The sequence below is a fragment of the Sphingomicrobium marinum genome, from assembly GCF_026157105.1.
In the GTDB taxonomy this organism is placed as follows: Bacteria; Pseudomonadota; Alphaproteobacteria; order Sphingomonadales; family Sphingomonadaceae; genus Sphingomicrobium; species Sphingomicrobium marinum.
In genome coordinates this window covers 556,173-582,235 of the sequence record NZ_JANPVQ010000001.1, presented here as the reverse complement: position 1 = coordinate 582,235, position 26,063 = coordinate 556,173, and the positions used below count along the sequence as shown (strand labels likewise).

Genomic DNA, 26,063 nt, shown 5'->3' with positions numbered 1-26,063 from the left:
CGTTTAGTAGTGGTCGTCTACCTCGTAGACTTCGCACACCTTCTCCCACGCCTCCTCGGCCGTTTCGCACCAGGTGATGAGATCTAGGTCATGCCGCGAGATCGTGCCTTCGAGCGCCAGCGCTTCGAGATCCACCACCCGGTCCCAGAACTCCTCCTTGCCGAACAGCAAGATCGGCATCGGGCGGACCTTGCCGGTCTGGACGAGGGTCAGCAGCTCGAAAAGTTCATCGAACGTGCCGAACCCGCCCGGGAACACCGCAACCGCGCGCGCGCGCATCAGGAAGTGCATCTTGCGCAGCGCGAAATAGTGGAACTGGAAGCTCAGCTCGGGCGTGATGAAGGTGTTGGGCAGCTGTTCGTGCGGCAGCACGATGTTGAGGCCGATCGATTCCTTGCCTTCGTCGTGGGCACCGCGATTGGCCGCTTCCATGAAGCTGGGCCCGCCCCCCGATGTCACCACGAAATGGCGCCAGCCATCTTCGTCGATCGGGTAGGTGCTCGCGATCCGCGCCAACTTGCGCGCCTCGTCATAATATTTGGACTTGGCAGCCAGCCGCTCGGCAACCTTGCGCTCATATTCGGTCTCGGCCTTTTCGAGCAATTCCTGCGCCTTGACCGGTTCGGGCACGCGCGCGCTGCCATACATCACGAACAGCGACCTGATCTTCGCTTCGTTCATGAGAAGCTCGGGCTTCAAAAGCTCGAGCTGGAAACGAACGGGCCGGAGATCGTCGCGCAGCAGGAACTCGTGATCCTGGAAGGCGAGCTTGTAGGCCTCGCTCTCGGTCTGCGGCGATGACGTGACGTGGCTGGCGGCAGTGGCGTCGGACTTTGACGAGGCAAAGACCGGGTCGGAAGGTTTGTGCTTGTCGGACATGGGGAGTGGGTAGCCGCTCCCCATGTCCTTTCCTAGGTTCTTTTTTGGCCTATTCGGGCACTTGTTCGGCGTGGCCCCAATCGAGATTGCGGGTTGCGTACATCACCGCCGCGAGCGCCGCGAACAGCATCAGCGATCCGATCAGCAGGCTCAAACTCTCAAGTCCCAGAAGGACGTAAAGCGCCGCATAGAGCGCGGCCAGCAAGCCGCCGACAATCAATGCTGGCTTCCATCCGTTCAGGACCGCCTTGGTATAGAGCGTCACCAATCCGGCAATCGCCGCAGACGCAACCAGATAGGCGGGTCCGAACCCGATGACTTCGGCAAAGGCCAAGAGCAGCACGAAGAACAGCACCAGCGCCGCCCCGACGAGGAGGTAGGCAACGGCACTGACCCGCTTGCCCCCGACAACGTCGAACATCAGCAGCGCAAGGAAGGTGAAGCCGATATGCAGAAATCCATATTTGGCCGCACGATCGACCCGCGAATAGAGATCGACTGGATCGATCAGGCTGACCACGGCTGCCTGGCCGTGCGATACCGCATCGCCGCGTTCCATCGCGTAGCCGGACACCGCAACCGCCGCATCGAGGTTGGGCTTCTTCTCCCCATCGGTGAGCAGGGTGCGACCGAGCGCGAGGTTGCCGATCTCATACGTCGCCGCAAAGCCGCGATCGCTGACCTCCGGGTCGTCGGGCAAGAACGCGCCGGTAAAGCTGGGATGCGGCCAGTTCGACCGCACCGACCAGCGCGTCGACCCGGCATCGGCCAGCATTGCCATGCGCTGTGCGCCGCGTAGCGTGTAGCTATAGCTGGCGACCATCGGCCCTTCGAGGATCTCGGATGCATCGACATAGGCAAAGAAGCCCTGCCCGCCCTCACTGCCGCGGCCCGGCTTCAGGCTGGCGGTTTCGCCGCCGATCGTCACTACCGGATTGCCGGTAAGCCCGCGCGGATCGCGAACGCCGAATTGCAGCTGCGCTTCATCCCACTCGACCTGGTCAGCGGTAATATCGTACCGCTCGAAGTCGTCGGTGAGCACAAAGCGCGATTGGCCTTCGATGGCGGCTTCGTAGACGATCGCTTCGTAGATGGATCGCCCGCGCCGGCTCGGGTCGAGAGTCGTCTCGACCTCCGCCAGTTCGGGCGAGAGGGTCAGGTGCCCGCGTACCGAGCGGCGCACCGTCCGCGTGACGCCGTTCTCCTGAATTTGCTCCTCGACGACGTCGGTGTAGGGGACGATAAGGAGCGGCCCCGACAGCACCTGCTCGTCGCCCCAGCCATCGGTGATCGACGCTTGCGCCGTCTCTGACTGGCTCTGACGGTCGTACACCAGCGCCCAAACCGTGAAGAGCGGCACAGCAAGCAGGAGACCGATCAAGATCGTGATTGCAAGTTGGCCTCCGGGCGTCCGCCCCCTCGTGCCGCCTCGCCAAGCCATACCCTGTTCCTTTCTCTAAAACGCTTCGTCGCCCAAAACACTCGTTTCAACGACTCATCTACAGAAAACAACGGTTCGCCGTCAAGTCAGCACATCGCTCCAAAGCAAACGGGCGCCCCGTTCGACCGGGACGCCCGCATGTGCTTCAGCTATCGAAGCGGCTAGTAGACCCGTTTCTTGGGCTCGATATATTCGACGTCGTCGGTCAGCGTGTAGCTGTGGACCGGGCGGTAGTCGATTTTCGAGCCGCTGCCCTTGCCGCCCCAGCCGTCGACCCAGATGAGCGAATGCTTCATCCAGTTGGCATCGTCGCGATCGGGATAATCCTCGTGCATGTGCGCGCCGCGGCTTTCCTTGCGGTTGGCGGCAAGGTCGATCGTCGCCTTGGCCTGGCTCAGCAGGTTGTCGAGTTCGAGCGTCTCGATAAGATCCGAATTCCAGATGAGGCTGCGATCGGTGACACCGACATCGGCCATCGAATGCCAGATCGCGTCGACCTTCTTGGCGCCCTCGGCCAACGTTTCCTCGGTCCGGAAGACGGCGCAGTCAGCCTGCATCGTCTTTTGCATGTCGAGGCGAATTTCGGCGGTCGGCCTACCGCCCTTGGCGTTGCGGAATTGGTCGAGGCGCTCGATCGCCAGATCGGCCGCGCCTTCCTTCAGGTTGGGCTGCGCGGCGTTGGGCGTGACAACCTCGGCAAGGCGATGCCCCGCCGCGCGGCCGAACACCACGAGGTCGATGAGGCTGTTCGAGCCAAGCCGGTTGGCGCCGTGCACGCTGACGCAGGCGGCTTCACCCACCGCGAACAGGCCGGGCACCACCGAATCGGGATTGCCGTCCTTCAGCGTCACGACTTCGCCGTGATAGTTGGTCGGAATGCCGCCCATATTGTAATGGACCGTCGGCACCACCGGGATGGGGCCGCGCGTCAGGTCGACACCAGCGAAGATCTTCGCGGTCTCGGTGATGCCGGGCAGGCGCTCGGCCAGGATATTGGGATCGATGTGATCGAGGTGGAGGAAGATGTGATCTTTCTCGTCACCCACGCCGCGGCCTTCGCGGATTTCCATCGCCATCGACCGCGACACGACATCGCGCGACGCGAGATCCTTGGCTGACGGTGCGTAGCGCTCCATGAAGCGCTCGCCTTCTGAATTGGTGAGATAGCCGCCCTCGCCGCGCGCGCCTTCGGTGATCAGCACGCCCGCGCCGTAAATGCCGGTCGGGTGGAACTGGACGAATTCCATGTCCTGCAGCGGCAGCCCGGCGCGCAGCACCATGCCCCCGCCATCGCCCGTGCAGGTGTGCGCCGAAGTGGCGCTGTAATAAGCGCGGCCATATCCGCCGGTCGCCAACACCACCGCCTGCGCACGGAAGCGATGGATCGACCCGTCATCGAGGCACATCGCCACGATCCCGCGGCACTCGCCGTCTTCCATGATCAGGTCGAGCGCGAAATATTCGATGAAGAAATCGGCATCGTACTTGAGGCTCTGCTGGTAGAGCGTGTGAAGCATTGCATGGCCGGTGCGATCGGCCGCGGCGCAGGTGCGCTGCGCTGCCGGGCCTTCACCCATGTTCTGCGTCATGCCGCCAAAGGCGCGCTGGTAGATCTTGCCCTCGTCGGTACGGCTGAACGGCATGCCCGCATGCTCGAGCTCGTAGACCGCAGCCGGCGCTTCGCGGCAAAGATATTCGATCGCATCCTGGTCACCCAGCCAGTCCGATCCCTTGACGGTGTCGTACATATGCCAGGTCCAGTGGTCGGGACCCATATTGCCGAGCGACGCGGCGATGCCACCCTGCGCCGCGACGGTGTGCGAGCGCGTCGGGAAGACCTTGGTCACACAAGCAGTCTTGAGACCCTTTTCCGCCGCGCCCATGGTGGCGCGAAGGCCGGAGCCGCCCGCGCCGACAACGACGACGTCATAGAGATGATCGATAATCTTGTAATCGGACATGGAAGGATCAGGCTCCGAACGCGATTTTGGCCAGCGCGAAGAGAGCCAGCGAGGCCCCCGCGATACCGACCATGTTTAAAAAGAAGTGCCAGCCAATGCGGTTGCCTTCGCCATCGACATAGTCGTCGACGACAACCTTGAGGCCATTAATGCCGTGGCTAAAGGCTGTGACGACGAACAGCGCCATGGGTACCGCGCCGAGCGGTCCGGCCAGCCATTCGCGCATCGTCGACTGGGTCAGATCGGGCAGCATGGCAAGGCTGGCGATCAGCCAAACCGACAGCAGGACCAGCGCCACGCTGGTGAACCGCTCGTGGAGCCAATGGTCGCCGCCTTCGCCGGCCGAACCCAGCCCGCGCACCTTGGCAAGCGGCGTAGCGCTTTTCCCGCGGCTCATTGTGCGCCTCCGACGAAGAGTAGCGCGGTGCCCGCAGTCGCCACCAGCGACGCGACGATCGTCATGATCGACCAGAACTTGTTGGTGGTGAGCTCGTAGCCCGCACCGATGTCGAGGACGAGGTGGCGCAGCCCCGAAAAGAGATGCTGCCAGAATGCCCAGGTCAGGCCGAGCAGGATGATCTTGCCGACCGGGTGGGTGATGGCGAACTGAAATGTCTCGTAAGCCGCATCGCTGCCCGATAGCGCCGCCAGCCACCAGGTAAGGATCGCGAGACCGGCAACGGTGATGGCCCCGCCCGTCACGCGATGGAGGATCGAGACCAGCATGTGCGGTCCCCACGTGTACACGCCCAGATGTGGTGATAGCGGCCGTTCAGCGCCCGAACTCATACCTATTCCTCTTCGCCCAATTTGCTGGCTATTGCCCCTAGGCGGTGCAGCCATAGAGGGCAAGCATTTGCCCCTCAATATGCCCGAAAGCAGGGCATCCTAACTGCCCCTTAACCAATTTTCGCCAATGAGGAGCCAAGGTTCACTTGGGGAAACTCTGATGGGCAAGGAAAATGTCGTGAAACCGCTGAGTGCGGAACAGGTCGCCAGCCGGATAGACGCTTATGGTGCGGACGATCACTTCGAACAGGCCCGCGCGCTATTATGGGCAGAAGCGGGCGAGCTGATCGAGGCCACAATCGAGGGTCATTTCGGCAAGAGCAGCGCCGAACGCGCCCGCGGCGAATATGGCCAGAGCTTCGGTGAAGACTGGATCGACAATGTCGCCGAACTGGGCCGCCGCCTTTTCATCGAGGATGAGAGCGTCCCCCATCTCATGGTGCGCCGCGCGGATGCTGCCGGCGCCATGATCAACAGCATCTGCGATCATTATCACGGCGAACCCGAGCTGCGCGCCAAGCTGGTCGATGCGGTCGTCCGCAAGGCGCTCTATTCGACCGATGTCATGCTCGCGCAAGTTGCCGTGTGCGAAGCCAGGGAAGAACAGGAACGCCGCAGCGGCAAGGGCCGCCAGTTCCAGGGCGAAATGAAGCGCCTTTCGGATGAGGCCTCGGGCCGCGCGAAGAACTTGCTTGGCCGCGCCAACCAGTCATCGGATAGCGCACGCGGCATGCTGGGCAAAACCAGCGAAGTCGCCGCCGCTGCCGAACAGAGTGCGGTCGCCATGCGCGAAGCCGCGCAGACCGCCGCCGGGCTCATTCGCGCCATCGAAGATGCGCGCTCCGAAGTCGAAGGCGCTGCCGGTGTCGCAAGCCGTGCCGGAAGCCAGGCCAAGGAGGCCGTGCAGGTTTCCGAAGACCTGTCGAACCATGTCGAAGCCATCGAATCGATCCTCGGCCTCATCCGCGACATTGCCGGGCAGACCAATCTCCTTGCGCTCAACGCCACGATCGAAGCGGCGCGTGCGGGCGATGCCGGCCGCGGCTTCGCCGTGGTGGCGCAGGAAGTGAAATCGCTCGCCAGCCAGACGGCGCGCGCGACCGACGATATCACGAGCAAGATCACCGCGATCACCGCGGCGACCAAGCAGACGGTCGACAGCAATGCATCGATCCAGGCGACGGTCGAAGAGGTGCAGACGTCCGCCGAGCGCATCCGCCAGGCGATGGAAAGCCAGGCGCAGACGGTGACCACGATCACCGCTGCGGTCGACGAAACCGCGCTGGCCGCCGATTCGATGAGCAGCACCATCGCAGCGATCCGCGCCGACACCGAACGGGTCGTCGACGATATCGATGGCGTCGAGAAGGACTTTTCCGACTTCAGCCGCCAGATCGATGAGATAAGCACCGTCTCGAGCACCTTTGCCGCCAGCATCGCGATCTAGAGCATAGCGCCAAGCCGCTTTCCCACCTTGCTCGTGCGGGGTAGAAGCGGGCCATGCATATTCTTCTCACCGGCGCGAGCCGCGGCATCGGCGCGGCCACCTACAAGGCGCTGAAAGCCTCAGGTCACAAGGTGGCGGGCCAGTCGACCAAGGGCGGCGATGGCCTGATCGCCGCCGATTTCAACGATAAGGATGCCCCGCGCCAATTGTGGGAACAGGCCTTCGCGCAGCTCGGCGAGCGTATCGATGTCCTCATCAACAATGCGGGCATTTTCGAACCGGTATCGGATAAGGCGAGCGACGAGGAGTGGCACGCGGCTTGGGCGAAGACGTTGCAGGTCAACCTGCAGGCCAGCGCCGATCTGTGCCGCCTCGCCATCGCCAATTTCCGCAGTCACGAGGTCGGCGAGGCGGACGATGCCGGGCGCATCGTCAATGTCGCCAGCCGCGCCGCTTATCGCGGCGACAGCCCGCAGCACTGGCATTATGCCGCCGCCAAGGCCGGCATGGTCGCGATGACCAAGACGATCGCGAGAGGCTATGCGCAAGAAGGCATTTTGGCATTCGCCGTGACGCCGGGCTTCACCATGACGGGCATGGCAGAAGATTATCTGGAAAGCCGCGGCGGGCCCAAGCTTCTCGAAGACATCCCGCTCGGCAAGGTCGCGCAGCCCGAAGAGATTGCCGAAACAATCCGGTGGCTTGCCATCGACGCGCCGCCCAGCGCCACGGGCGCGGTGATCGACGTCAATGGAGCCAGCTTTGTTCGTTAGGGCGACAGCGTTGGCACTGACTACCGCCGCGCTTTCCGCCTGCGTCACGCAGATTCCGGTCCAGTCGACCCCGCGCCAGGTTGATCGCCCCCGCGCCCCGATCGAAACTGCAGGCCCCGCCTTCGGACAGGCCTGCACCGACTGGGACGATTGGGACAAGCCCGCCCCGCTGGTGCGCATCCACGGCAATACCTATTATGTCGGGACTTGCGGCATTGCCGCGATCCTCATCACCGGCGATGGAGGCCACGTCCTGATCGACAGCGGTACCGAGGCTCGCGCGAGCGTCGTTGCCGCCAACATCCGCCGCCTCGGTTTCGACCTCGATGACGTGAAGGTCCTCCTCCACAGCCACGAACATTTCGATCATGTCGGCGGCATGGGAAAGCTGAAGTCGCTCACCGGCGCCGCGCTCTATGCATCGAGCGAGGCCAGCCAAGTCTTTGCGAGCGGCGTGGTGCGCCCCAACGATCCGCAATCGGGGATGCATGCGCCCATGGCGCTGGTCAGCGTCGACCGCGTGATTACCGACGGCGATGTCGTCCGCCTCGGCAATATCGAGGTGACCGCCATCGCCACACCCGGCCATTCGCCCGGCGCAATGAGCTGGCGCTGGGGCGCGTGCGAGCAGGCGACCTGCCACCGCATCGTCTATGCCGACAGCCTGTCGCCCGTGAGCAGCGACCAATATCGTTTTAGCGACGATGCGAACTATGTCGCTGCCTATCGCAAGGCGCTGGACCGCGTTGCCGAAGCGCCCTGCAACCTCCTCCTCACCCCGCATCCTTCGGCGTCCGACATGGTTGACCGTTTTGCCGGTCGCGCCCCGCTGGTCGACGAAGCCGCGTGCGTCAATTATGCGAATAGCGTGCGCGCTCGCCTCGACGCGCGGCTTGCAAAGGAAAGCGAATGAGCTGGAAGGTCACCCTTGATTGCACCAAGGCCGAAGCCGAGGCGGTCAGCGTCGATGGCGACAAGCTGTTCGAAGCGCATCCGCATCCGCCGGTGCTGGTCGCGGACGAACCCGATCCGGACAAACCCGACCAGTGGAAGCTGCACGCCTATTTCGACCATGAACCCGGCTGGGAGGAGATGAAGCTGCTCGAGCAGTTGGCAGAAGGTGCCAATCCGCAGCTTGAACGGCTGGAAGATGCCGACTGGGTGACGATGAGTCAGGCCGGCATCGAGCCCATCCGCGCCGGCCGCTTCTTCGTCCACACGCCGATGCATCATCACCTGCGCCCCGACGGCGTGACCAGTTTCGAAATCGACGCGGGCCTCGCCTTCGGCACCGGCCAGCACGCCACCACCAAGGGCTGTCTCGAAGCGCTCGACCGGCTTGAGCAGGCAGGAGCGAGCTTCTCCAACGTCGCGGACATCGGCACCGGCACCGGCTTGCTTGCCTTCGCCGCGCTCGCGCTGTGGCCCCAGGCCAAGGCGATCGCCACCGACATCGATCCTGTCGCCGTGGCCGTCAGCGAGGAAAACGCCGCAATCAATAAGATCGCCATCGGTCATGGCGCCGGCCAGCTATTGCTCGCCACTGCTGATGGCATGGCGCACCCGATGATCGCCGCACGCGCGCCCTATGACCTGCTGATCGCCAACATTCTCGCGGGCCCGCTGAAGGAACTCGCCGAGGAATTCACAAAGGCGATCGCCCCCGGCGGCACCATCATCCTCGCCGGCCTGCTCGACACGCAAGCCAGGGACGTCATCGCCGCCTACGAAGAACGCGGCATGACGGTGAAAGAAAGCGGTAAGGGCGAGTGGCGCGTGCTGGTGCTGGAGAAGAGCTAAGCTTTCGCCACTTCGGCGAGCCATTCTTCTTCGCTCATAACTTGGATGCCGAGGCCCTGCGCCTTCTTGAGCTTCGAGCCTGCCCCCGGCCCTGCCACCAGCAGATCGGTCTTCGATGAAACCGAGCCCGCCGCTTTGGCGCCCATGCGTTCGGCCTGCGCCTTGGCCTCGTCGCGGCTGACGCTTTCCAGCTTGCCGGTGAAGACGATCGTCTTTCCGCTCCACGCGGTGTCCTGGACGTCGCTGACATAGTCGGCGGGCGCGGCGCGCTTAAGCAACAGCGCGACCTCTTCGCGGTTATGCGGTTCGTGAAAGAAGTCGATGACCGCCTGCGCCACCACTTCGCCGACGCCATCGACGTTGACCAACTGCTCAAGCGCATTGTCCGAACGCGCCGCTTCCTCCAGCGCCGCGACCGAACCAAAGGCTTTGACGAGATCCTTGGCAGTGACCGCGCCGACATGGCGGATGCCCAGGCCAAAGAGAAAGCGGCCGGGATCGAACCCCCTGCGCGCGTCAATTGCGGCGAGGAGGTTGTCGACCGACTTTTCCTGCCAGCCTTCGCGCGCCAGCAGTTCATCGCGATGCTCGCGTAGCGTGAAAATATCCGATGGCTTCCTGATCCATCCCAGTTCGAGGAACTCCTCGATCGACTTGGCGCCAAGCCCGTCAATGTCCATCGCCCCACGCGAGACGAAATGTTTCAGACGTTCAAATCTTTGCGCCGGACAAATCAGGCCGCCGGTGCAGCGGATGTCGACCTCGCCCTCCTCGGCTACTGCCTCGCTGTCGCATTCGGGGCAAGCCTGCGGGCGCGGATAGGGCTCGCGGCTGTCGTCATAATCGAGATTTTCGACCACCTGCGGGATGACATCACCCGCGCGCTGGATCTTGACGCGGTCGCCCGCGCGCAGCCGGTGCCGATCGATCTCGTCGAAATTGTGCAGCGTCACGTTGGAGACGATCACGCCGCCCACACCCACTGGTTCGAGCCGCCCGACCGGGGTCAGCTTGCCCGTGCGCCCGACCTGGATCTCGATCGCGTTGAGCGTGGTCTCGGCCTGCTCGGCGGGAAATTTGTGCGCGAGCGCCCAGCGCGGCGCCTTGGCGACCTTGCCGAGGCGCTCCTGCCAGTCGAGCCGGTCGACCTTGTAGACGACGCCGTCGATATCGTAGCTCAGCCCCGCACGCGCCGAGCCGATCTCGGCATAGACGGCAAGCGCCTCGTCCACGCTCTCGCACCGCTTGAAATAGTCGGCGACGGGAAAGCCCAGCCCTTCGAGCCATGCGACCATCTGCGCCTGGGTATCGCGGGGCACCGCGCTGATCTCGCCCCAGCCATGCACGTAAAAACGCAGCGGGCGCGACGCCGTGACGCTGGCATCCTTCTGGCGAAAGCTACCCGCGGCGGCATTGCGCGGGTTGGCAAAGATCTTGCCACCCGCCTCCTCCTGCCGCGCATTGAGCGACGCGAAGTCTTCCTTCGCCATATAGACTTCGCCGCGCACTTCGAGCACGTCGGGCGCGCCCTTCAGCGTTTCCGGAATATCGCCGATCGTGCGCGCATTCGCGGTCACGTCCTCGCCCACCGTCCCGTCCCCGCGCGTCGCCGCAAGCACCAGCTTGCCGCCTTCGTAGCGCAGCGAGCAGGACAGGCCATCGATCTTGGGTTCGGCGGTCAGCACCACCGGCTCGTCTTCGTTGAGGCTAAGAAAGCGCCGCACTCGCGCCACGAATTCGCGGACATCATCATCGCTGAACGCATTGTCGAGGCTCAGCATCGCCTGCGCGTGCGTGACCTTCGATAACGGCGATGACGGCACATGCCCGACCTTCTTCGACGGACTATCGTCGCGCACCAGATGCGGGAAGGCCGCTTCGATCGCCTTGTTCTCGGCGACCAGCGCGTCATAGTCGGCGTCCGAAATCTCGGGATCGTCGCGATCGTGATAGGCGGCATCGTGCCGCGCGATCTCGCGCGCCAGCCGCATCAGGCGATTGGCCGCCTCGGCCTCGGTCATCTTGGCGGGATCGGTCATTGGACCCGCGCTAGCCTAGCGCAGCGTTTCGCTCAACAAGTCGCAGAAACTGTCCCAGCTACGCGCCGCAGCGGTTGCATCGTGCGCAACATTGTCGATGCCAAGCTTGCTTGCGTTGGGATTGGTGAAGGCGTGGCCGACGCCGCCATAAGCGTGGATCTGCCAGTCGCATGCGCCCTGTTCGGTCAATTCCTGCCCCAGCGCGACGACATCGGCGGGCGGCGCCATGGGATCGTCCCAGCCGTGGAAGACGGCGACCTTGGCCTTGATCTCCTGCGTCTTGAAGTTGGGGATGGTGAGCAGTCCATGGAAGGAGCCCGCGACCTTGAAGTCCGCGCCCGACCGCGCCAGGTCGAGCGTGCATAGCCCGCCGAAACAAAAGCCCATGACGGCCATCTTGTTGCCGTCAAAAGCATCGAGACCCTTGGCAAAATCGAGGATCGCCGCCTGCTGCTTTGCATAGGCGCCGCGATCTTCCATCTTCTCGTTCATCGTGTCGAAGGCCTTTTGCTTGCCTTCGTCTTCACCGACATCGATGCCAATCATGTCCGCGCCGTAAATGTCCGCGACGAGCGCCGAATAACCAAGGTCTACCAGCTTGGCGGCAAACTCTTCCTCGAGCGGCCCGCGATTGGCGAAGCTCGGAAGGATGACCACGCCGGGCCGCGCCACGCCCGAGCCATCTTCGAACACCAGATGGGATAGCTGCTTGCCCTCATAGTCCTGGCTCAATTCGCTGCGATTCATGCCGCCTCCATCAGTTTTTCTGCCTGTGCGCGCGCTTCGTCGGTGATTGCGCTGCCCGAAAGCATACGCGCGATCTCCTCGCGGCGTTCCGCCTCATCTAGCTTGGCGACGCTGGTGCGCGTGACCGTGCCGTCGCTCGATTTTTCGATGCGATAATGATGCGCCGCGCGCGCCGCCACCTGCGGGGAGTGGGTCACGACCAGTACCTGCGCTTCAGTGGCCAGCCGCGCCAGCCGTTCACCGATGGCACTCGCCACCGCGCCGCCGACGCCGCGATCGATTTCGTCGAAGATGATCGCGCCCGCGCTGCCGACCTCCGCCAGCGCCACCTTGAGCGCGAGGATGAAGCGCGACAATTCGCCCCCCGAGGCAATCTTGCTGAGCGGTCCGAAGGGCGAGCCCGGGTTGGTCGAGATGGTGAACTCGACGCTGTCGCGCCCCTGCGGCCCCGACTCGCCTTCGCGGATGTCGGTCCTGAATTGCGCGGCATCGAGCTTGAGCGGCTTCAGTTCATCCGCCACCCGCGCATCGAGCTTTTCGCCAGCGGCCCTGCGCGCTTCGCTGACTTTCAGCGCCGCCGCATCGTAAGCGGCCTCGGCATCCTTAATTGTTTTCTCGAGTGCCGCGAGCCGCTCCGCCCCCGTAGCGATGGCATCGCGCTTTTGCTGCATGTCCGCAAGCAACTGGGGCAGCGCGTCCGCCTCGACGCGGTGCTTGCGCGCCAGCCCGCGGATCGCGAATAGTCGCTCTTCGGCGGCATCGAGATCGGCGGGGCTGTGCATCAGTTCGCGGCGGGCCTCGATGATGCTCTCCTCCGCGCTATCGGCTTCGATGATGGCGCGATCGGTCGCCGCCAACGCTTCGGCCAGCGCGGGGTGCAGTTCGCTTACCCGCTGCAATCGCCGCGCCGCCTGCCGCATCTGCGCGAGCGCACCTTCTGCACCCGACAACAATGGGTCGAGCTCTTCGAGGTCCTCCTCGACCTTGGCCGCATCCTTCTGGCGCTGGCGCATCGTCGCCAATTCCTCTTCCTCGCCAGCCTGCGGGTTGAGTTCATCCAGCTCGGCCACTGCATGATCGAGAAAATCGCGATCGGCCTCGGCAGCCTCGACCTCTCCCTTCACTTCGGCGTGGCGCGCCTTGGCCTGCGACAACGCGTCCCATGCGGCGGCAACGGTGCGCGTCTCGATCTTGCCAAACGCGTCGATCATTGCCCGGTGCCCCTTGGCATCGAGCAAGCCGCGTTCGTCATGCTGCCCATGGATTTCCACCAGCGCCGCGCCGACATCGCGCAAGGCACCGGCAGCGATGCTCGCCCCGCAAGCACGTGCTCGGCTTCCGCCATCGGCTTTTACCGTGCGCGCAAGGAGGATGGGCTCGCCGGGCTCGGGTTCGATGCCTTGTTCGTCGAGCAGCGCCAATGCGGCATGACCGGCAGGAACCTCGATTTCCGCCATCGCCTGCGCCTGGTCGGCGCCGGCGCGAACCAGCCGGCTATCGGCGCGCGCGCCCAGCGCCAGCCCCAGCGCATCGAGCAGGATAGACTTGCCCGCACCGGTCTCCCCGGTAAGCACGCAAAGGCCTGCGTCGAAATTAAGGTCGAGCCGCTCGACCAGCACCACGTCGCGGATCGACAGGCGGCTCAGCATGGACGGTTTAGCTCTGCGGAACGTGCCGGTTGATCAGCCGGTAAGTGCGTTCATACCATTCGCTGTCCGGATAGTTGGCACCAAGCACTGCCGCAGCCTTCTGCGCTTCTGCCGGGATACCGAGGGCCAGATAGCTTTCGACCAGGCGATGCAGCGCTTCGGGTGCATGGCTGGTCGTCTGGAAATTGTCGATCACGCGGCGGAACCGCATCGTCGCCGGCAACCACTGCCGCTGATCCTGATAGAAGCGACCGATCTCCATTTCCTTGCCGGCGAGGTGATCGTTGATGAGGTCAAGCTTCAGCCGCGCATCGGCCGCATAAGGCGTGTTGGGATGACGCCGCACCAGCGTGTTGAAGGCATCGCGCGCCTGCTCCGAAATACGCTGGTCGCGCTGGATGTCCTCGATCTGCTGGTAATAGGACATCGCGATCAGGTAGGTCGCATAAGGCGCGTCCTTGTTACCCGGATGAACCGTCAGGAAGCGCTGGGCGGCGCCCGTCGCTTCGATATAATTCTTGTCCATGTAGTGCGCGAACGCGCCCATCAGCTGCGCGCGGCGTGCCCAGACCGAATAGGGATGCTGGCGTTCCACTTCGAGGAACAGCAAAGCCGCGTCCTTCCAGTCGCCACGATCGGCGCGGCTCTTGGCGAGCGAATAGAGCGTACCGACGTCGCGGGCGACATATTCGGTATCGACGCGAGCGCCGCCGCCGGCACAGGCCGACAGGCCAAGGATGACGGGCAGGGCGAAAAGGGCGGTCTTTTTCAACATGATCTCTCCTTAGCCAGCGCGAAGGCCCTCGCCAAGCACGCAAACGGCCAGTCGTCCTCTTAAATGCCTCGCATTAACCGCCGATGGCTTCGGTCTTCGGGCCCCGCGGCTGTTCCTTGCCGTCGTCGTCATGGACGAAGCTGTCCGGGGTCACGCCAAGGAACACCAGCATCGGCGCCGAGATGTAGATCGACGAATAGGTGCCGATGAACAGTCCCAGGAAAATCGCGATGGTCAGGCCGAAGATTACTTCGGGGCCAAGTACCAGCAGCGCCCCGATCGCCAGCAGCAGCGCGACCGACGTCGTGATGGTGCGCGACAGCGTCTCGTTGAGCGACAGGTTGATCAGCGGGACAATCCCCATCTTGCGGAATTTGCGCAGGTTTTCGCGGATGCGGTCATAGATCACGACAGTATCGTTGAGCGTATAGCCCACCACCGTCAGGAAGGCGGCAACGATGTTGAGGTCGACCTCCAGCCGCGTGATCGAAAAGAAAGCGAGCAGCAGGCCGATATCGTGGAACAGCGTTGCGAGCGCGCCCACGCCGAACTGCCATTCGAAGCGAATCCAGATATAGGCGGCGATACCCATCATCGCGAAGATCAGCGACAGCGCGCCATCACGCGCCAGCTCTTCGCTGACATTGCCCGACACCGATTGTGCCGCGCCAACGTCGACGCCCGGATGCTCGGTTTCCAGCATGGTGCGCAGTTCGCTGACAACCTGGTTGGCGGAGCCGTCATTGACCGACCCTTCCGGTTTGGGAAGGCGAATCTGGTAGGTGCGTTCGTCGCCAAATTGCTGGATGGAGGCGGCCCCCGCACCGATCGTGGCGACATCGGCGCGTAAATCCTCGATCTGCACATCGTCGGCGAATTCCGCCACGACGACCTGGCCGCCGACGAAGTCGATCCCGAGGTTGAGGCCGCGCACGCCAGTAATCACGAACCCCGCAACGGCCAGCGCCATGGTCAGGAAAATCGCGACCTTGCGCCAGCGCATGAAGTCAATGTTCGTATTGTCCGGGACGAGTTTGAGAAGTTTCATCGTACCTGACCCTTAAATGTTGAGCGCCTTGGGGCGCGACTTGTTGAGCCAGAGCGTGACCATCATCCGGGTGAAGGTCACCGCGGTCCAGACCGAGGTGATGATGCCGATCAGAAGCACGACCGCGAACCCGCGAATCGGGCCCGAACCGAAGTAGAACATCAGCGCCGCGGCGATGGTGTTGGTGATGTTGGCGTCGAAAATCGCGGTCGAAGCTTCCTTGTAGCCATGTTCGACCGCATCCCTGATCTTGCGCCCGCGTCGCAATTCCTCGCGGATGCGTTCGTTGATCAGCACGTTGGCGTCGACCGCCGCACCGATGGTGAGGATGAAGCCGGCAATGCCGGGCAGCGTCAGCGTCGCGTTGAAAATCGCCATGACCGACAGGATCATGAAGGCGTTGATGAGCAGCGCCATGTTCGCATAGACGCCGAAGCGGCCGTAGGTGATCAGCATGTAGAGCAGCACCAGCACGACGGCGAGCGCCGAGGCTTTCATGCCCTTGTCGATCGAATCGGCGCCAAGATCGCCCGAAACGGTGCGTTCCTCGACCACGTTCAGCTTCACGGGCAGCTTGCCCGATGACAGCGCGATCGCCAGCTGGTTGGCGCTATCGACGGTAAAGCCGCCCGAAATCTGCGCCTGACCACCCAGGATCGGTTCGTTGATGTTGGGGGCCGAAAGCACCTGGCCATCGAGAATGATGGCGAAAGGCTTGTTGACATTTTCCTGCGTGACGCGGCCGAAACGGCGCGCGCCCTGCGTATCGAAGGTGATCGATACGACCGCATTGTTGTCCTGATCGAAGGCCTGCTGCGCGCGCACGACATTTTCGCCCGACACCATGACGCGGCGCTGGACCGCGATGTTGCCGGTGCCGTCGGCAAACGGCAGCACCTCGCTACCCGGCGAGGCGCGGCCCTGCGCGGTCAGCGTGGGATCGGCGTCGAGATCGACCAGCTTGAATTCGAGGCGGGCGGTCTGCCCGATCAGTTCCTTGAGCGCCTCGGGATCCTCGATGCCCGGCACCTGCACGAGCACGCGGTTATCGCCCTGCGTCCGGACCGTAATTTCCTTGGTGCCCGACGGGTCGATACGGCGGCGCACGACATCGCGCGCGACCGTCATCGCTTCTTCAAGCTCGGCTTGTGCGCCGCTCTCCGTCGGCGTCGCGACGACGCGCGTGGAATCTTCGACCGTGATGTCCCAGTTACGCTGGCCAGTGAGCGCAACCGGCGCAGTCTCGGCGCGCAGCCGTTCGACCGCCGCATCCACGCGGGTGGCATCGCGCACCATGAAGGAGACGCGGCCGCCCGCGGTCGAGACGTCGCCGATCCGGATACGCTCGTTCTGGCGCATCGTCGTCTGGATGAGGTCTTCCATTCGCTGGAGGCGCTGCACTTGCGCATCTGCCGCATCGGCTTCGAGCAGCAGGTACGAACCACCTGCAAGATCGAGCCCGAGGCTGATCGTCGATTGGGGCAACGGCTCGGGCCAATAGGCCGCGCGCTGCTCTTCGTTCATCAGGCTGGGAATCGACAGGAAGACGCCAGCGAAAATGATCAACCAAATGGCGATCACCTTCCAACGGGGAAAATCGAGCATTAGTCGTTCGCCGCTTTTGCCTTGGGATCGATGACGGTCTGGAGCGTCGACTTGACGGCCTTGACCTTCACGCCCTGCGCCAATTCGATCTCCACTTCGTCATCGGTGACCTTGCTGACCTTGCCGAGCAGCCCGCCGCCGGTAACGACGCGGTCGCCCTTCTTGACGGCCATGACCATCTGCTGATGTTCCTTCATCCGCTTTTGCTGCGGACGGATCAGCAGGAACCAGAAGATGATGAAGATCAGCACCAGCGGCATGATCTGGACGAGGAAACCACCAGCGCCCGTTGGGGCGGCAGCAGCCATCAGGAAAGCAGGTTGGATCATCGTGAAGCTCTATTCTCTCGGAGATAGCCGGGTTGGCATACCTTCCCCCGGCAAAGACGTGGGAGCGCCCTATCATCTGATCAAGACCCTGCCAAGAATGTTGCACTGCCTCGCCGACGGCGCTAGGGAGCGCCCTCGCCGCGACACCGAAACAAGTTCGCGGCCGGTCGGGGAGTAGCGCAGCCTGGTAGCGCATCACACTGGGGGTGTGGGGGTCGCAGGTTCGAATCCTGTCTCCCCGACCATTTTCTTTCCAGACAAAGAGCGAATGTCCGGAGACATTTGCGTCTGGAAAGAAAATGGTCGCCGACGGATGTCGCGCTTCGTCGCACAACGCTTCCCTTCAGCGACGCCATCTGAAAAAGCTGCCCCATGCCCCGCCGCAAAAAACCGTCCCGCGTCAAGCAACTCGCCAAGACCCTGGCGGCAATCATCCTGATTCCGCTCGCCAGTTATATCGGGCTCGCAATGCTGGGCAGCGTCATCCCGGTCAATAGCGGCTGGGAGGAGCCCGAAGAGGGCGTCACCATCTATCTTTCGGATAACGGCGTTCACCTCGACATCGTCTTCCCGGTCGAAGCCGCGGGCGTAAACTGGCGCCCGCTGTTCTCGCCGACCGACATTGCCGATCCGCGCTGGTACGATGCCGACTGGGTGATGATCGGCGCTGGCGACAGGGGCATCTACACCACTGCGAAGGACTGGGCCGATCTGAGGCCCGAGATCGCGCTCAATTCAATGCTCAGCGGCGACCGGGTGATGCACGTGCAATGGGTCACCCGCCCCGAAGACTGGACCGCCGCGGAACTGCGCCTCACCGAGGCCGAATATCGCCGCCTCTTCGCTGCCGCCCGCGAAACCTTCGAACTGCAGGAAGACGGCAGCGCACAGCGGCTCGGCGTTGAAGGCTATTTCGGCTCGGATGCCTTTTATGAAGGCACGGGACCCTTCAACCTGGTGAAGACGTGCAACCAGTGGGTCGCCGAGCGCTTGAGAATTGCAGGCGTCGAAACCAGCCTTTGGAGCCCCTTTTCCAAGGGGCTTCCCTGGCGGTACCGGGAACCCGACGCGCCCTAGAGGACGTAGCGGCTGAGGTCGGTATCGCCGGCAATCTCGGCGAGCTGCTCGGCAACGAAATCGGCATCGATCGTGATCGTCTGCCCCTTTTTTTCCTCGGCGGTGAAGCTCACGTCTTCGAGCAGCTTCTCCATCACCGTCTGCAGCCGCCGCGCGCCGATATTCTCGACCGTCTCGTTCACGTCGGCCGCGATCTCCGCAAGCTTGGCGATGGCGTCGTCGGTAAAGTCGATCGTGACATCCTCGGTCGCCAGCAGCGCGCGATATTGCTCGGTCAGCGAGGCGCGCGTGTCCTTGAGGATCGCCTCGAAGTCCTCCTTGGTCAACGCGCGCAGTTCGACGCGAATCGGCAAGCGGCCCTGCAGTTCGGGCAGCATGTCCGAGGGCTTGGCCACATGGAACGCACCAGAGGCGATAAAGAGGATGTGATCGGTCTTGAGCGGCCCGTATTTGGTCGACACCGTCGTGCCTTCGATCAGCGGCAAGAGGTCGCGCTGGACGCCCTCACGGCTCACCGAGCCGCCGCGCACATCGCTGACCGCGATCTTGTCGATCTCGTCGAGAAATACAATCCCGTTGCTTTCGGCATTTTCGAGCGCCGTCTGGTTCACATCGTCCATGTCTAGGCGCTTGTCGGCTTCTTCTTCGACGAGGCGTTCGAACGCTGCCTTTACCTTCAGCTTGCGCTTCTTCTTGGGCATCTGGCCCGAAAGCTTGGACATCATGTCAGACAGGTTGATCATGCCCATCTGGCCGTTGCCACCCATGTCGAACGGCATCTGCGGGGCTTCGGAAACCTCGATCTCGACCTCGGTCTCGTCGAGCGAGCCATCGTCGAGCCGCTTGAGGAAGCTCTGCCGCGTCGCTTCGGACGCACCTTTGCCGACCAGCGCATCGAGCAGCGTCTCGATCGCCGCGTCCTGCGCGGCTTCCTTCACCGCCTCGCGGCGCCGGTCGCGCTCGAGCCGCACCGCGTCCTCGACCAGGTCGCGCGCAATCTGTTCGACATCGCGCCCGACATAGCCGACCTCGGTGAACTTGGTTGCCTCGACCTTCACGAAAGGCGCATCGGCAAGCTTGGCCAGCCGCCGCGAAATCTCGGTTTTGCCGCACCCGGTCGGCCCGATCATGAGGATGTTCTTGGGCGTGACCTCGGCCTTGAGCTCATCGCTCAACTGCTGCCGACGCCAGCGATTGCGCAGTGCGACCGCGACCGCCTTCTTGGCCTCCTTCTGGCCGATAATATGTTCGTCGAGCGCCGCGACGATGGCGCGCGGCGTCAACGGGTCGGCGTTGGGTTCTACGATCTGGAAAGGTTGGTTCATGCCGTGAATTTGGGGAGCCTTGGCCCCAGCTTCAAGCGGCGCAGCTCTCGCCATTGAGCTGGCGATGCGAAGCGAGGATGGACGCGATGGCGCCCGTCGTCGTCACCGCGCGCTCCTCGCCGCGTTCGAAGGTGCCGCCTAGGATGATCCCGTCAGGCCGCGGGAACATGTATCCCACGCTGAGAGAATAGGCATAGTCGATCCGCGGGTCGGGCTGGAGAATGGCCAGTTGCCCGCGCATCGGCTGCAGCTGCGTATCGCCAAGCAACTCGCGTGCCCCCAAGCCCGTGCAGTTGAAGACGAGCTGCTCGCCGAGCGCTGCGACATCGGCCAGCGTTTCGAAGCGCCGTACCTTGATACGCCCGCCCGCCTGCAGCACGTCTGCCTTCGAGTGCGTCAGGAAACGCGGGACTTCGACATACATGGTGCGATATCGCTGCATGTGGGGCAGCGGGAAAGGGTTTTGCGGTCCTTCGACCATCGTGAAACCGGGATAATAGGGCCGCATCCATTCGGGCGGCGCGCGGCGCGACTGCTGGTAGGTGTCGTGCCAGCGAATGCCGTAGGTCGAGGGATCGAGCGCCAGGAAACGCTTCCAGCTGATCGCCATCGCCGCCGCATATTGCTGGCGCCACCCGTCGGTCACCGCGCCGCCGCGATAATGGCTCGCCGGATGAATCTGCCCGCCCGAGACCCAGCTCGTCGTCTCTTCGGGAAGCTTGTCGGTGTAGAGCGTGACCTGTTGGCCGCGTTCCTGCAGCAGCCGCGCGGTCGTCAGCCCCATCACGCCCGCGCCGATCACCGCCGCCGCGCCGCGATCGACGATGCTGCCGAGGTTCACTGCGAGTTCGCTACTGCCCCAACTGAGCGTGATCCCCGCGCCGCCGTGACCGTAATTGTGGACGAGCAAGCTGTCGTCCAGCATCTGCGACGACACCACGAAGCCGCTGTCGCGATAGGGCCGCAGCCCGGCCACGGTCCGCACCACCCGGTCGGGCGACGCGTCAATGCGCGGCAGGCACTGCATGTCTGGCGTACGCACGCGCGGTGTGGAGGCGCAGCCCGCGACAAAAGTAGCCCCCGATGCGGCAAGGAAGGTTCGGCGATCCAGTGCAACTGGTCGGGCGTCGACGTCAGCCATCGTCCGCGATATCTTTTTCCATCAGGACGAGGGGCACGATCACGCCATCGATCGACGCATTCTCTTCGACCACGCGCTTGTATCCGCAGGCGGCATAAAGCGGTTCGCCCGCGAGCGTCGACATCAGCTCGCACCGCGTGAAACCTTCGCGCGCCGCCGCCCCTTCGGAAAGCGCGAGCACCATCCGCCCGATCCCGCGTCGGACATGATCGGGATGTGTGTACATTGCACGGATCCGCGCAGGCTCGCTGGAGGGGTCGAGCAAGTCGTTGCTGCGCAAGGCCGCGCTATGATCGCCGCCATAAAGCGTACGCCGTCGGCCCCAGCCGCCGCAGCCCACGATCTCGTCCTCCTTGATGACGAAGTAGGTGCCATCGTCGATCAGCTGGGTATCCAACCCCATGACGGCATGGCTCGCGCGCACTTGTGCCGGATCGAGAAAGTCATCCTGCAAGGTATCGATCGCAAGCGCCATGATCGCGCGCAATTGCGGCAGGTCATCAATGGTCGCTAGGCGGGAGCGCAGCATCGCTGCACTTTAGTCGCTAAACGGTTTCGACGACCAGATTATTATTGGTGAAGACGCAAATTTCAGAGGCGATCTGCATCGCCTTGCGCGCCAGTTTCTCAGGATCGGGCTCGTATTCGGCCAGCGCGCGCGCCGCGCTCAGAGCGTAATTGCCGCCCGATCCGATCGCGGTGATCCCGGCCTCGGGCTCGAGCACGTCGCCGTTGCCGGTGATTACCAGCAGCGTGTCGGCGTCGGCGACAATCATCATCGCCTCGAGATTTCTGAGATACTTGTCGGTGCGCCAGTCCTTGGCGAGTTCGACCGCGGCACGCAGTAGCTTGCCGTTATGCGCCTCGAGCTTCTTTTCGAGCCGCTCGAACAGCGTGAAGGCATCCGCCGTGGCGCCGGCAAAGCCGCCGATGACCTTGCCTTCGGAGCCGAGCCGGCGAACCTTGGTGGCGTTGGGTTTGATGACGGTATTGCCAAGCGATACCTGACCGTCCCCCGCGATCACCGTCTTCCCCTCGCGCTTCACGCCGAGGATCGTCGTTCCGTGATATTGTTCCATGGAGGCGAATGTGGGGAGCGCGCGTCAGGAGCGCAAGTCACCCAATACGCCGCTCTAGGAAGTCCGTCACGTCATCGAGCAGCGTCATCCGCTTACGGAAGATCGGACTGAACGCCTTGATCGGGTCGCTATGCCCGGCCCCATCGTAGATTTTCAGCTCCACCGCGCCGCCTTTGGCTTCGATCGCGCGCGCCATCTGCTGGCTGTTGCGCGCCCGCACGACGATGTCGCTCTTGCCGTGCGCGATAAAGATCGGCGGGGCATCCCCGCGCGCATAAGTGATCGGCTGGGTTTCTTCGGGATTGGGCCATTCTCCTAGCGCCGCAATCGGGCGCGGGTCCGAAAAAGGGTAGAAATCCAATGGCGCGGAAAGGAGCACGCCCGCCTTGAGCAGCCGCGGCGAGACGCCGGCCGCTTCCAGATATCGCGGATCGAGCAGCAGCAGCGCCGCCAGATGTCCGCCCGCGCTATGGCCGCCGATCGCCAACCGATCGGCATCGCCGCCGTAGAGGTGAATGTCTTCTTCCACCCACTTGAGCACATCGGCACCGTCCTCGACGAAATCGGGAAAGCGCGAGGTCGGCGCGAGCCGATAGTCGGGCATCACCACCAGATAGCCCCGGGTCGCCAGCGCGCGCGCGACAAAGGCGAATTCGCTGCGGTGCCCGGTCACCCAGCCGCCGCCATAGAAAAAGACGACGACCGGCCACGGCCCGTCCCCTTCCTTTGGTGCCCAGATGTCGAGCCGCTGGCGCGCATCGGGGCCGTAGGCAACTCCATGCGCAAGATGCCGCGACGGATCGCCGACCAACCGGCTGCCGGCGTCGAGCAAACTGGCCGGACTGACCCCGATCCGCTCGAGGTTGGAAAGCATCTTTTCACCCGCGATACCGATGCGGCGCGCGCGGCGTTGTGCCTGCCGTTTGAGCCGCATCATTCGTGTCATCGTTCGACGCCCTTCACCTTTCCGTAGGTACGCGCAGCGGTGTAGCCGAGATAGCCCGTGCCAAAGAGGGCATAGAGGCTTTCGGGGATGCCGCGCAAATAGGTAGTCATTCCGGACGAAATTCCGGTCGCGGTTTCAGGACTGAAAACGCTGACGATACCCATGGGGATGGCAAACAGGATCAGCGTGTACATCACATACATGAAGCTGGGGCGGGCGCGGCTGGTCCACGGGTCTCTCGACTGTGCCTCGGTGACGATCGCGCTGATCGAAACTTCCAGTTCCTTCAATTCCTGTTCGCCCTGCAGGCGCAGCAATTCCAGCTTGGCGCGGTCGCGGGCTTCCTTGTCGGGAATGATCTTGTCGATGATCTTGGCCACCGGGCCGATGATGGTGTCGATGATGCTCATGATGTCTCTCCTTCGATGGGGGTCAGCCGAGCTGGCCGATGCGGTTCGCCAGCCAGCCGTAGAGAAAGCTCTCGTTGGCGGGACGCTGCTCGGCGAGTTTGAGGTAGCGCTCCCCCTGCAGCGCCTCGAGCGCGCGCAGCAGCACGGTCTCGCCGCCGCTTTCGCCGCGCACGTCGAGATAACCGTCGAGCGCCGCCAGCGTCTTGGGACCGATCCTCCCGTCGGGCACCAGATCCGGATAATCCCTAGCTTGGCGGTTGAGCGCGGTCAGCGCGCGCTGGAGAAAGCCGGTGGCGACGGCGGGGCCCATATTGACGCCGGTGTCAAACAGCTCCGCCGCAATGCGCGGGACGCGCCTGGCCACCTCATTAAATTTTGGACGCAACCAGAAGAGGCGCCGGTAGATCGCCACGGCTTCTTCGCGCGGAAATGCATCCATGGCTCCAGTAAAGCCGTGCTGGCGCGCGACTGCTCGCGTGATGCCAAAGCGCGTCGGCCCACCGCGATCGTCGGGATGATCGATATAGCCGCCCTCCCGCTCGATCACGGCTTCGATCAGCCCGTCGGCTAGCGCCGTGCTGCTCGCTTCATTACCCAATTTACGCATTTTGCTCTCCGCCAACCCTACGAGTCGCGAATGCAATAACCTATTTGGTTAGGTGTAGGACAGAAATTTTATCCACTCCAAGCCGCGATCGAATGCTCCGGCGACAGGATGAACGGTTCGAACCCGAAGCTCGCCGCCATCGTACCTTCATCGAGCCCAACTGACTCTATGGTCAGTTGTGGCTTTCGCGTCACTTGTGTTGCTGTCACGGTCAGCTAAAAGAATCGGCATCATTATGAGGGCGATAACGCCCCTCCAGGAGAGGTGACCTTTCATGAAGACCAAGCTTCTAGCCACCACGATCATCGCGGCTGCCGCGATTGCCGCCACGCCAGCACAGGCCCAGCGCGTCGATCGCGTCATAGCCTTCGGCGACAGCTATGCCGACGACGGCAACCTGTTCGAACTGATCGGGGTCGACCCGATTACGACAGGTGCCTACACGACGGGTCGCTTCTCGGGCGGCTCCAACTATATCGACACGCTTTCGGCGCTGCTCGACGTGCCGGTGGATAACTATGCGATCGGCGGCGCGCGCGCTGTCGGCGGCAACACCAACTCGGGCGGCCTGCCCCCGTCCTCGGGCGGCATTCCGGGTTTCCCCAGTGAAGTCGGCATCTTCCTTTCTGGCGGCGGCGGTGCCTTCCCGACCAGTTCGGGTACCTTCGGTCCAAATGACCTCGTCGCCATAAACATCGGCGGCAACGATGCACGCTTCTACCAGCTTAACGGCGGCACGGTCGCCGGTGCCACGGTCGCGGCGCAGGCCTCGGCCGCAGCCGCCAATGCTGGCGTCGGCGCGCTCGTAAACGCCGGCGCGCGCAATATCAGCTGGCTTTACGGCGACAGCGGCACGCTGCCCGAAAGCGACCTTGTCGGCGGCACTGCGGTGCGCTCGGCCTTTTCGGCGGCCTATAACGCAGCGACCCTGCCCTATCTCGGCACGTTGGCCAGCCAGGGCGTCATGGTCCATGCGCTCGACATCGGGCTGGTGGGCGCAAACGTGAACGCCAATCTCTCCGAATTCGGTTTCATCGGCGAAGCCTGCCCCGCCGACACCAGCTGCATTGTCGACCAGCAGCTTGCCAATCAGTATCTGTTCTATTTCGATCAGCTGCACCTGACGTCTGCCGGCTTCGCAGTGCTCGGCGAATATGTCGCCGCGCAACTCAGCGCCCCGCTGACCCTTTCGGCATCGTCCGAACTGGCGATGGCCGATGCGCGCGGCCTTGGCCTTGCCATGAAGAACCGCATGGACACGCCCAGCCCGCGTGACGGTGAAACCGCCGACGGCCTCACCTTCTGGGTTGGCGGCGACGCATTCTCGACGTCGCGCGAAATGACGATGGATACCGACCCGCTCAAGATTCAGGGCTTCGGCGTTGGTGGTGGCCTCGAATATGGCTTCGGCACCGGCAAGATCGGCCTCATGGGTCGCTACGGCGTCCCCGACAGCGAATATACCGGCCCGAGCGGCGCGGAAGCCGAACTGACCAGCATTTCGGGTGGCATTTACGGCGTCTATTCGCTCGGCCCGGTGTTCCTCCAGGCTTATGGCGGCATCGGGACCGCCGATCATGACCTGATGCGCGCGGGTATCATCCAGAGCCTTGGCCGCACGGCGGAAACCGACGGCGATCATATCGTCGCAGGGGGCAAGGTCGGCTACCTCTTCGGGACCGGCGGCATCCGCGTCGGACCGGTCGCGGCGATCGATTATGCTCGCGTCGACGTCGACGGTTATACCGAAAGCGGCGACCCGGCGCTCAACCTGATCGTCGATGACATCAGCTACAGCTCGACCCGCGGCCTGCTGGGCCTCGAGATTCGCGGCGATGCCGGCATGGGCGAAGCGATCCTGCGCCCGCACGGCATGATCGGCATCGAAGCGGAGCTCAACAGCGATGATCGCAACTTCACCTTCTCGCAAACGTCGAGCCCCGGCATCGTCAACAGCTGGATGGTGGAGGGCGACGATGGCGATCCCTACGGCCGCCTCGCCGTCGGTCTGACCGCCGGCCTGTCGAGCGCGATCCATATCGATGCCTCGCTGTCGACGACCATCAGCAAGAATAATGGGGAAGAATCGAGCGCGGCACTCTCGCTCTCGATCGGTTTCTAACCAGCTTCCCACTTTGAATTGAAGAATAGGGGCGGCGCATTTCGGTGCACCGCCCCTATTCTTTTGCGCCAAAA

25 protein-coding genes and 1 tRNA gene are annotated in these 26,063 nt (G+C 63.4%); 7 read left to right on the top strand and 19 right to left on the bottom strand.

The window, feature by feature from the left end; genetic code table 11:
• Positions 1 to 3: 3 nt before the first annotated feature.
• From NUX07_RS02965 to sdhC, 5 genes are all read right to left on the bottom strand, one after another.
• Positions 4 to 879 (bottom strand): LOG family protein, encoded by an 876-nt coding sequence (locus NUX07_RS02965; RefSeq protein WP_265528721.1) that lies wholly within the window; start codon positions 877 to 879, stop codon positions 4 to 6.
• Between the two features lie 49 nt (positions 880 to 928).
• Positions 929 to 2,320 carry a cell envelope integrity protein CreD gene (gene creD, locus NUX07_RS02960; protein WP_265528720.1) on the bottom strand — a complete coding sequence of 464 codons (1,392 nt, stop codon included), beginning with the start codon at positions 2,318 to 2,320 and terminating at the stop codon, positions 929 to 931.
• Between the two features lie 161 nt (positions 2,321 to 2,481).
• Complete coding sequence (gene sdhA / locus NUX07_RS02955) at positions 2,482 to 4,281, bottom strand: succinate dehydrogenase flavoprotein subunit (RefSeq protein ID WP_265528718.1); 1,800 nt, start codon at positions 4,279 to 4,281, stop codon at positions 2,482 to 2,484.
• A gap of 7 nt (positions 4,282 to 4,288) precedes the next feature.
• Positions 4,289 to 4,678 carry a succinate dehydrogenase, hydrophobic membrane anchor protein gene (gene sdhD, locus NUX07_RS02950; protein ID WP_265528716.1) on the bottom strand — a complete coding sequence of 130 codons (390 nt, stop codon included), beginning with the start codon at positions 4,676 to 4,678 and terminating at the stop codon, positions 4,289 to 4,291.
• Entirely contained in the window at positions 4,675 to 5,070 is a 396-nt protein-coding gene (gene sdhC / locus NUX07_RS02945; protein WP_265528715.1) for a succinate dehydrogenase, cytochrome b556 subunit, read from the bottom strand. The genes sdhD and sdhC overlap by 4 nt, the downstream gene beginning before the upstream one ends.
• 178 nt (positions 5,071 to 5,248) lie before the next feature.
• Between sdhC and NUX07_RS02940 the strand changes: the two genes are divergently transcribed.
• Genes NUX07_RS02940 through NUX07_RS02925 form a run of 4 tightly spaced genes read left to right on the top strand, consistent with a single transcriptional unit; the run spans position 5,249 to position 9,090 of the window.
• A complete protein-coding gene (locus tag NUX07_RS02940) occupies positions 5,249 to 6,517 on the top strand; it encodes a methyl-accepting chemotaxis protein (protein ID WP_265528714.1) in 1,269 nt (422 codons plus the stop codon).
• A gap of 53 nt (positions 6,518 to 6,570) precedes the next feature.
• Entirely contained in the window at positions 6,571 to 7,290 is a 720-nt protein-coding gene (locus NUX07_RS02935) for an SDR family NAD(P)-dependent oxidoreductase (protein ID WP_265528712.1), read from the top strand.
• Between the two features lie 10 nt (positions 7,291 to 7,300).
• Entirely contained in the window at positions 7,301 to 8,203 is a 903-nt protein-coding gene (bla, locus tag NUX07_RS02930; RefSeq protein ID WP_265528711.1) for a subclass B3 metallo-beta-lactamase, read from the top strand.
• The gene (locus NUX07_RS02925; protein ID WP_265528710.1) at positions 8,200 to 9,090 is read left to right on the top strand and encodes a 50S ribosomal protein L11 methyltransferase; all 891 of its coding nucleotides are present in this window, start codon (positions 8,200 to 8,202) and stop codon (positions 9,088 to 9,090) included. The genes bla and NUX07_RS02925 overlap by 4 nt, the downstream gene beginning before the upstream one ends.
• Here NUX07_RS02925 and ligA read toward each other — a convergent pair.
• The 7 genes from ligA to yajC form a co-directional block, all read right to left on the bottom strand.
• Positions 9,087 to 11,129, bottom strand: coding sequence for an NAD-dependent DNA ligase LigA (gene ligA / locus NUX07_RS02920; RefSeq protein WP_265528708.1), 2,043 nt, complete (start codon positions 11,127 to 11,129; stop codon positions 9,087 to 9,089). The two genes, NUX07_RS02925 and ligA, sit on opposite strands and share 4 nt — an antisense overlap.
• Positions 11,130 to 11,144: 15 nt before the next feature.
• Positions 11,145 to 11,876, bottom strand: coding sequence for a dienelactone hydrolase family protein (locus NUX07_RS02915; protein WP_265528706.1), 732 nt, complete (start codon positions 11,874 to 11,876; stop codon positions 11,145 to 11,147).
• Complete coding sequence (gene recN / locus NUX07_RS02910; RefSeq protein ID WP_265528704.1) at positions 11,873 to 13,525, bottom strand: DNA repair protein RecN; 1,653 nt, start codon at positions 13,523 to 13,525, stop codon at positions 11,873 to 11,875. The genes NUX07_RS02915 and recN overlap by 4 nt, the downstream gene beginning before the upstream one ends.
• Positions 13,526 to 13,532: 7 nt before the next feature.
• Positions 13,533 to 14,300 (bottom strand): outer membrane protein assembly factor BamD, encoded by a 768-nt coding sequence (locus NUX07_RS02905; RefSeq protein WP_265528701.1) that lies wholly within the window; start codon positions 14,298 to 14,300, stop codon positions 13,533 to 13,535.
• A 73-nt stretch (positions 14,301 to 14,373) separates the two neighbouring features.
• Positions 14,374 to 15,348, bottom strand: a complete 975-nt coding sequence (secF, locus tag NUX07_RS02900; protein ID WP_265528699.1) for a protein translocase subunit SecF — start codon at positions 15,346 to 15,348, stop codon at positions 14,374 to 14,376.
• Between the two features lie 12 nt (positions 15,349 to 15,360).
• Complete coding sequence (secD, locus tag NUX07_RS02895) at positions 15,361 to 16,953, bottom strand: protein translocase subunit SecD (protein ID WP_265528698.1); 1,593 nt, start codon at positions 16,951 to 16,953, stop codon at positions 15,361 to 15,363.
• Positions 16,953 to 17,282, bottom strand: coding sequence for a preprotein translocase subunit YajC (gene yajC / locus NUX07_RS02890; RefSeq protein WP_265528696.1), 330 nt, complete (start codon positions 17,280 to 17,282; stop codon positions 16,953 to 16,955). Before yajC ends, secD begins: the two co-directional genes overlap by 1 nt.
• A gap of 168 nt (positions 17,283 to 17,450) precedes the next feature.
• Between yajC and NUX07_RS02885 the strand changes: the two genes are divergently transcribed.
• Together NUX07_RS02885 and NUX07_RS02880 are read left to right on the top strand one after the other, a co-directional pair.
• Positions 17,451 to 17,527 (top strand) — tRNA-Pro (locus tag NUX07_RS02885).
• A 127-nt stretch (positions 17,528 to 17,654) separates the two neighbouring features.
• Positions 17,655 to 18,359, top strand: coding sequence for a TIGR02117 family protein (locus tag NUX07_RS02880; protein WP_265528695.1), 705 nt, complete (start codon positions 17,655 to 17,657; stop codon positions 18,357 to 18,359).
• Here the strand turns inward: NUX07_RS02880 and hslU are convergent.
• Genes hslU through NUX07_RS02845 form a run of 7 tightly spaced genes read right to left on the bottom strand, consistent with a single transcriptional unit; the run spans position 18,356 to position 23,867 of the window.
• A complete protein-coding gene (gene hslU / locus NUX07_RS02875; protein WP_265528694.1) occupies positions 18,356 to 19,684 on the bottom strand; it encodes an ATP-dependent protease ATPase subunit HslU in 1,329 nt (442 codons plus the stop codon). The genes NUX07_RS02880 and hslU overlap by 4 nt on opposite strands.
• 31 nt (positions 19,685 to 19,715) lie before the next feature.
• On the bottom strand, positions 19,716 to 20,825 hold the full coding sequence (locus NUX07_RS02870) for an FAD-dependent oxidoreductase (protein ID WP_265528692.1): 1,110 nt from the start codon (positions 20,823 to 20,825) through the stop codon (positions 19,716 to 19,718).
• On the bottom strand, positions 20,818 to 21,354 hold the full coding sequence (locus tag NUX07_RS02865; protein ID WP_265528690.1) for a GNAT family N-acetyltransferase: 537 nt from the start codon (positions 21,352 to 21,354) through the stop codon (positions 20,818 to 20,820). Before NUX07_RS02865 ends, NUX07_RS02870 begins: the two co-directional genes overlap by 8 nt.
• 16 nt (positions 21,355 to 21,370) lie before the next feature.
• Entirely contained in the window at positions 21,371 to 21,904 is a 534-nt protein-coding gene (gene hslV / locus NUX07_RS02860) for an ATP-dependent protease subunit HslV (RefSeq protein WP_265528688.1), read from the bottom strand.
• Positions 21,905 to 21,941: 37 nt separating this feature from the next.
• Entirely contained in the window at positions 21,942 to 22,850 is a 909-nt protein-coding gene (locus tag NUX07_RS02855) for an alpha/beta hydrolase (RefSeq protein WP_265528686.1), read from the bottom strand.
• Entirely contained in the window at positions 22,847 to 23,260 is a 414-nt protein-coding gene (locus NUX07_RS02850) for a holin family protein (protein ID WP_265528684.1), read from the bottom strand. Before NUX07_RS02850 ends, NUX07_RS02855 begins: the two co-directional genes overlap by 4 nt.
• 22 nt (positions 23,261 to 23,282) lie before the next feature.
• A complete protein-coding gene (locus NUX07_RS02845) occupies positions 23,283 to 23,867 on the bottom strand; it encodes a glycoside hydrolase family 108 protein (RefSeq protein ID WP_265528683.1) in 585 nt (194 codons plus the stop codon).
• A 274-nt stretch (positions 23,868 to 24,141) separates the two neighbouring features.
• Here NUX07_RS02845 and NUX07_RS02840 point away from each other — a divergent pair, with 274 nt between their 5' ends.
• Entirely contained in the window at positions 24,142 to 25,989 is a 1,848-nt protein-coding gene (locus tag NUX07_RS02840; RefSeq protein ID WP_265528681.1) for an autotransporter domain-containing protein, read from the top strand.
• The last annotated feature ends 74 nt before the right edge of the window (positions 25,990 to 26,063 follow it).

Bases quoted from the DNA above. Each gene is read 5' to 3' on its own strand.
- NUX07_RS02935 (WP_265528712.1), top strand. From the start codon at position 6,571: ATGCATATTCTTCTCACCGGCGCGAGCCGCGGCATCGGCGCGGCCACC.
- hslV (WP_265528688.1), bottom strand. From the start codon at position 21,904: ATGGAACAATATCACGGAACGACGATCCTCGGCGTGAAGCGCGAGGGG.
- NUX07_RS02840 (WP_265528681.1), top strand. From the start codon at position 24,142: ATGAAGACCAAGCTTCTAGCCACCACGATCATCGCGGCTGCCGCGATT.
- NUX07_RS02965 (WP_265528721.1), bottom strand. From the start codon at position 879: ATGTCCGACAAGCACAAACCTTCCGACCCGGTCTTTGCCTCGTCAAAG.
- sdhD (WP_265528716.1), bottom strand. From the start codon at position 4,678: ATGAGCCGCGGGAAAAGCGCTACGCCGCTTGCCAAGGTGCGCGGGCTG.
- NUX07_RS02880 (WP_265528695.1), top strand. From the start codon at position 17,655: ATGCCCCGCCGCAAAAAACCGTCCCGCGTCAAGCAACTCGCCAAGACC.
- NUX07_RS02905 (WP_265528701.1), bottom strand. From the start codon at position 14,300: ATGTTGAAAAAGACCGCCCTTTTCGCCCTGCCCGTCATCCTTGGCCTG.
- NUX07_RS02845 (WP_265528683.1), bottom strand. From the start codon at position 23,867: ATGCGTAAATTGGGTAATGAAGCGAGCAGCACGGCGCTAGCCGACGGG.
- NUX07_RS02870 (WP_265528692.1), bottom strand. From the start codon at position 20,825: ATGGCTGACGTCGACGCCCGACCAGTTGCACTGGATCGCCGAACCTTC.
- yajC (WP_265528696.1), bottom strand. From the start codon at position 17,282: ATGATCCAACCTGCTTTCCTGATGGCTGCTGCCGCCCCAACGGGCGCT.
- NUX07_RS02915 (WP_265528706.1), bottom strand. From the start codon at position 11,876: ATGAATCGCAGCGAATTGAGCCAGGACTATGAGGGCAAGCAGCTATCC.
- creD (WP_265528720.1), bottom strand. From the start codon at position 2,320: ATGGCTTGGCGAGGCGGCACGAGGGGGCGGACGCCCGGAGGCCAACTT.
- secF (WP_265528699.1), bottom strand. From the start codon at position 15,348: ATGAAACTTCTCAAACTCGTCCCGGACAATACGAACATTGACTTCATG.
- secD (WP_265528698.1), bottom strand. From the start codon at position 16,953: ATGCTCGATTTTCCCCGTTGGAAGGTGATCGCCATTTGGTTGATCATT.
- ligA (WP_265528708.1), bottom strand. From the start codon at position 11,129: ATGACCGATCCCGCCAAGATGACCGAGGCCGAGGCGGCCAATCGCCTG.
- sdhA (WP_265528718.1), bottom strand. From the start codon at position 4,281: ATGTCCGATTACAAGATTATCGATCATCTCTATGACGTCGTCGTTGTC.
- hslU (WP_265528694.1), bottom strand. From the start codon at position 19,684: ATGAACCAACCTTTCCAGATCGTAGAACCCAACGCCGACCCGTTGACG.
- NUX07_RS02850 (WP_265528684.1), bottom strand. From the start codon at position 23,260: ATGAGCATCATCGACACCATCATCGGCCCGGTGGCCAAGATCATCGAC.
- NUX07_RS02855 (WP_265528686.1), bottom strand. From the start codon at position 22,850: ATGACACGAATGATGCGGCTCAAACGGCAGGCACAACGCCGCGCGCGC.
- NUX07_RS02925 (WP_265528710.1), top strand. From the start codon at position 8,200: ATGAGCTGGAAGGTCACCCTTGATTGCACCAAGGCCGAAGCCGAGGCG.
- sdhC (WP_265528715.1), bottom strand. From the start codon at position 5,070: ATGAGTTCGGGCGCTGAACGGCCGCTATCACCACATCTGGGCGTGTAC.
- NUX07_RS02865 (WP_265528690.1), bottom strand. From the start codon at position 21,354: ATGCTGCGCTCCCGCCTAGCGACCATTGATGACCTGCCGCAATTGCGC.
- recN (WP_265528704.1), bottom strand. From the start codon at position 13,525: ATGCTGAGCCGCCTGTCGATCCGCGACGTGGTGCTGGTCGAGCGGCTC.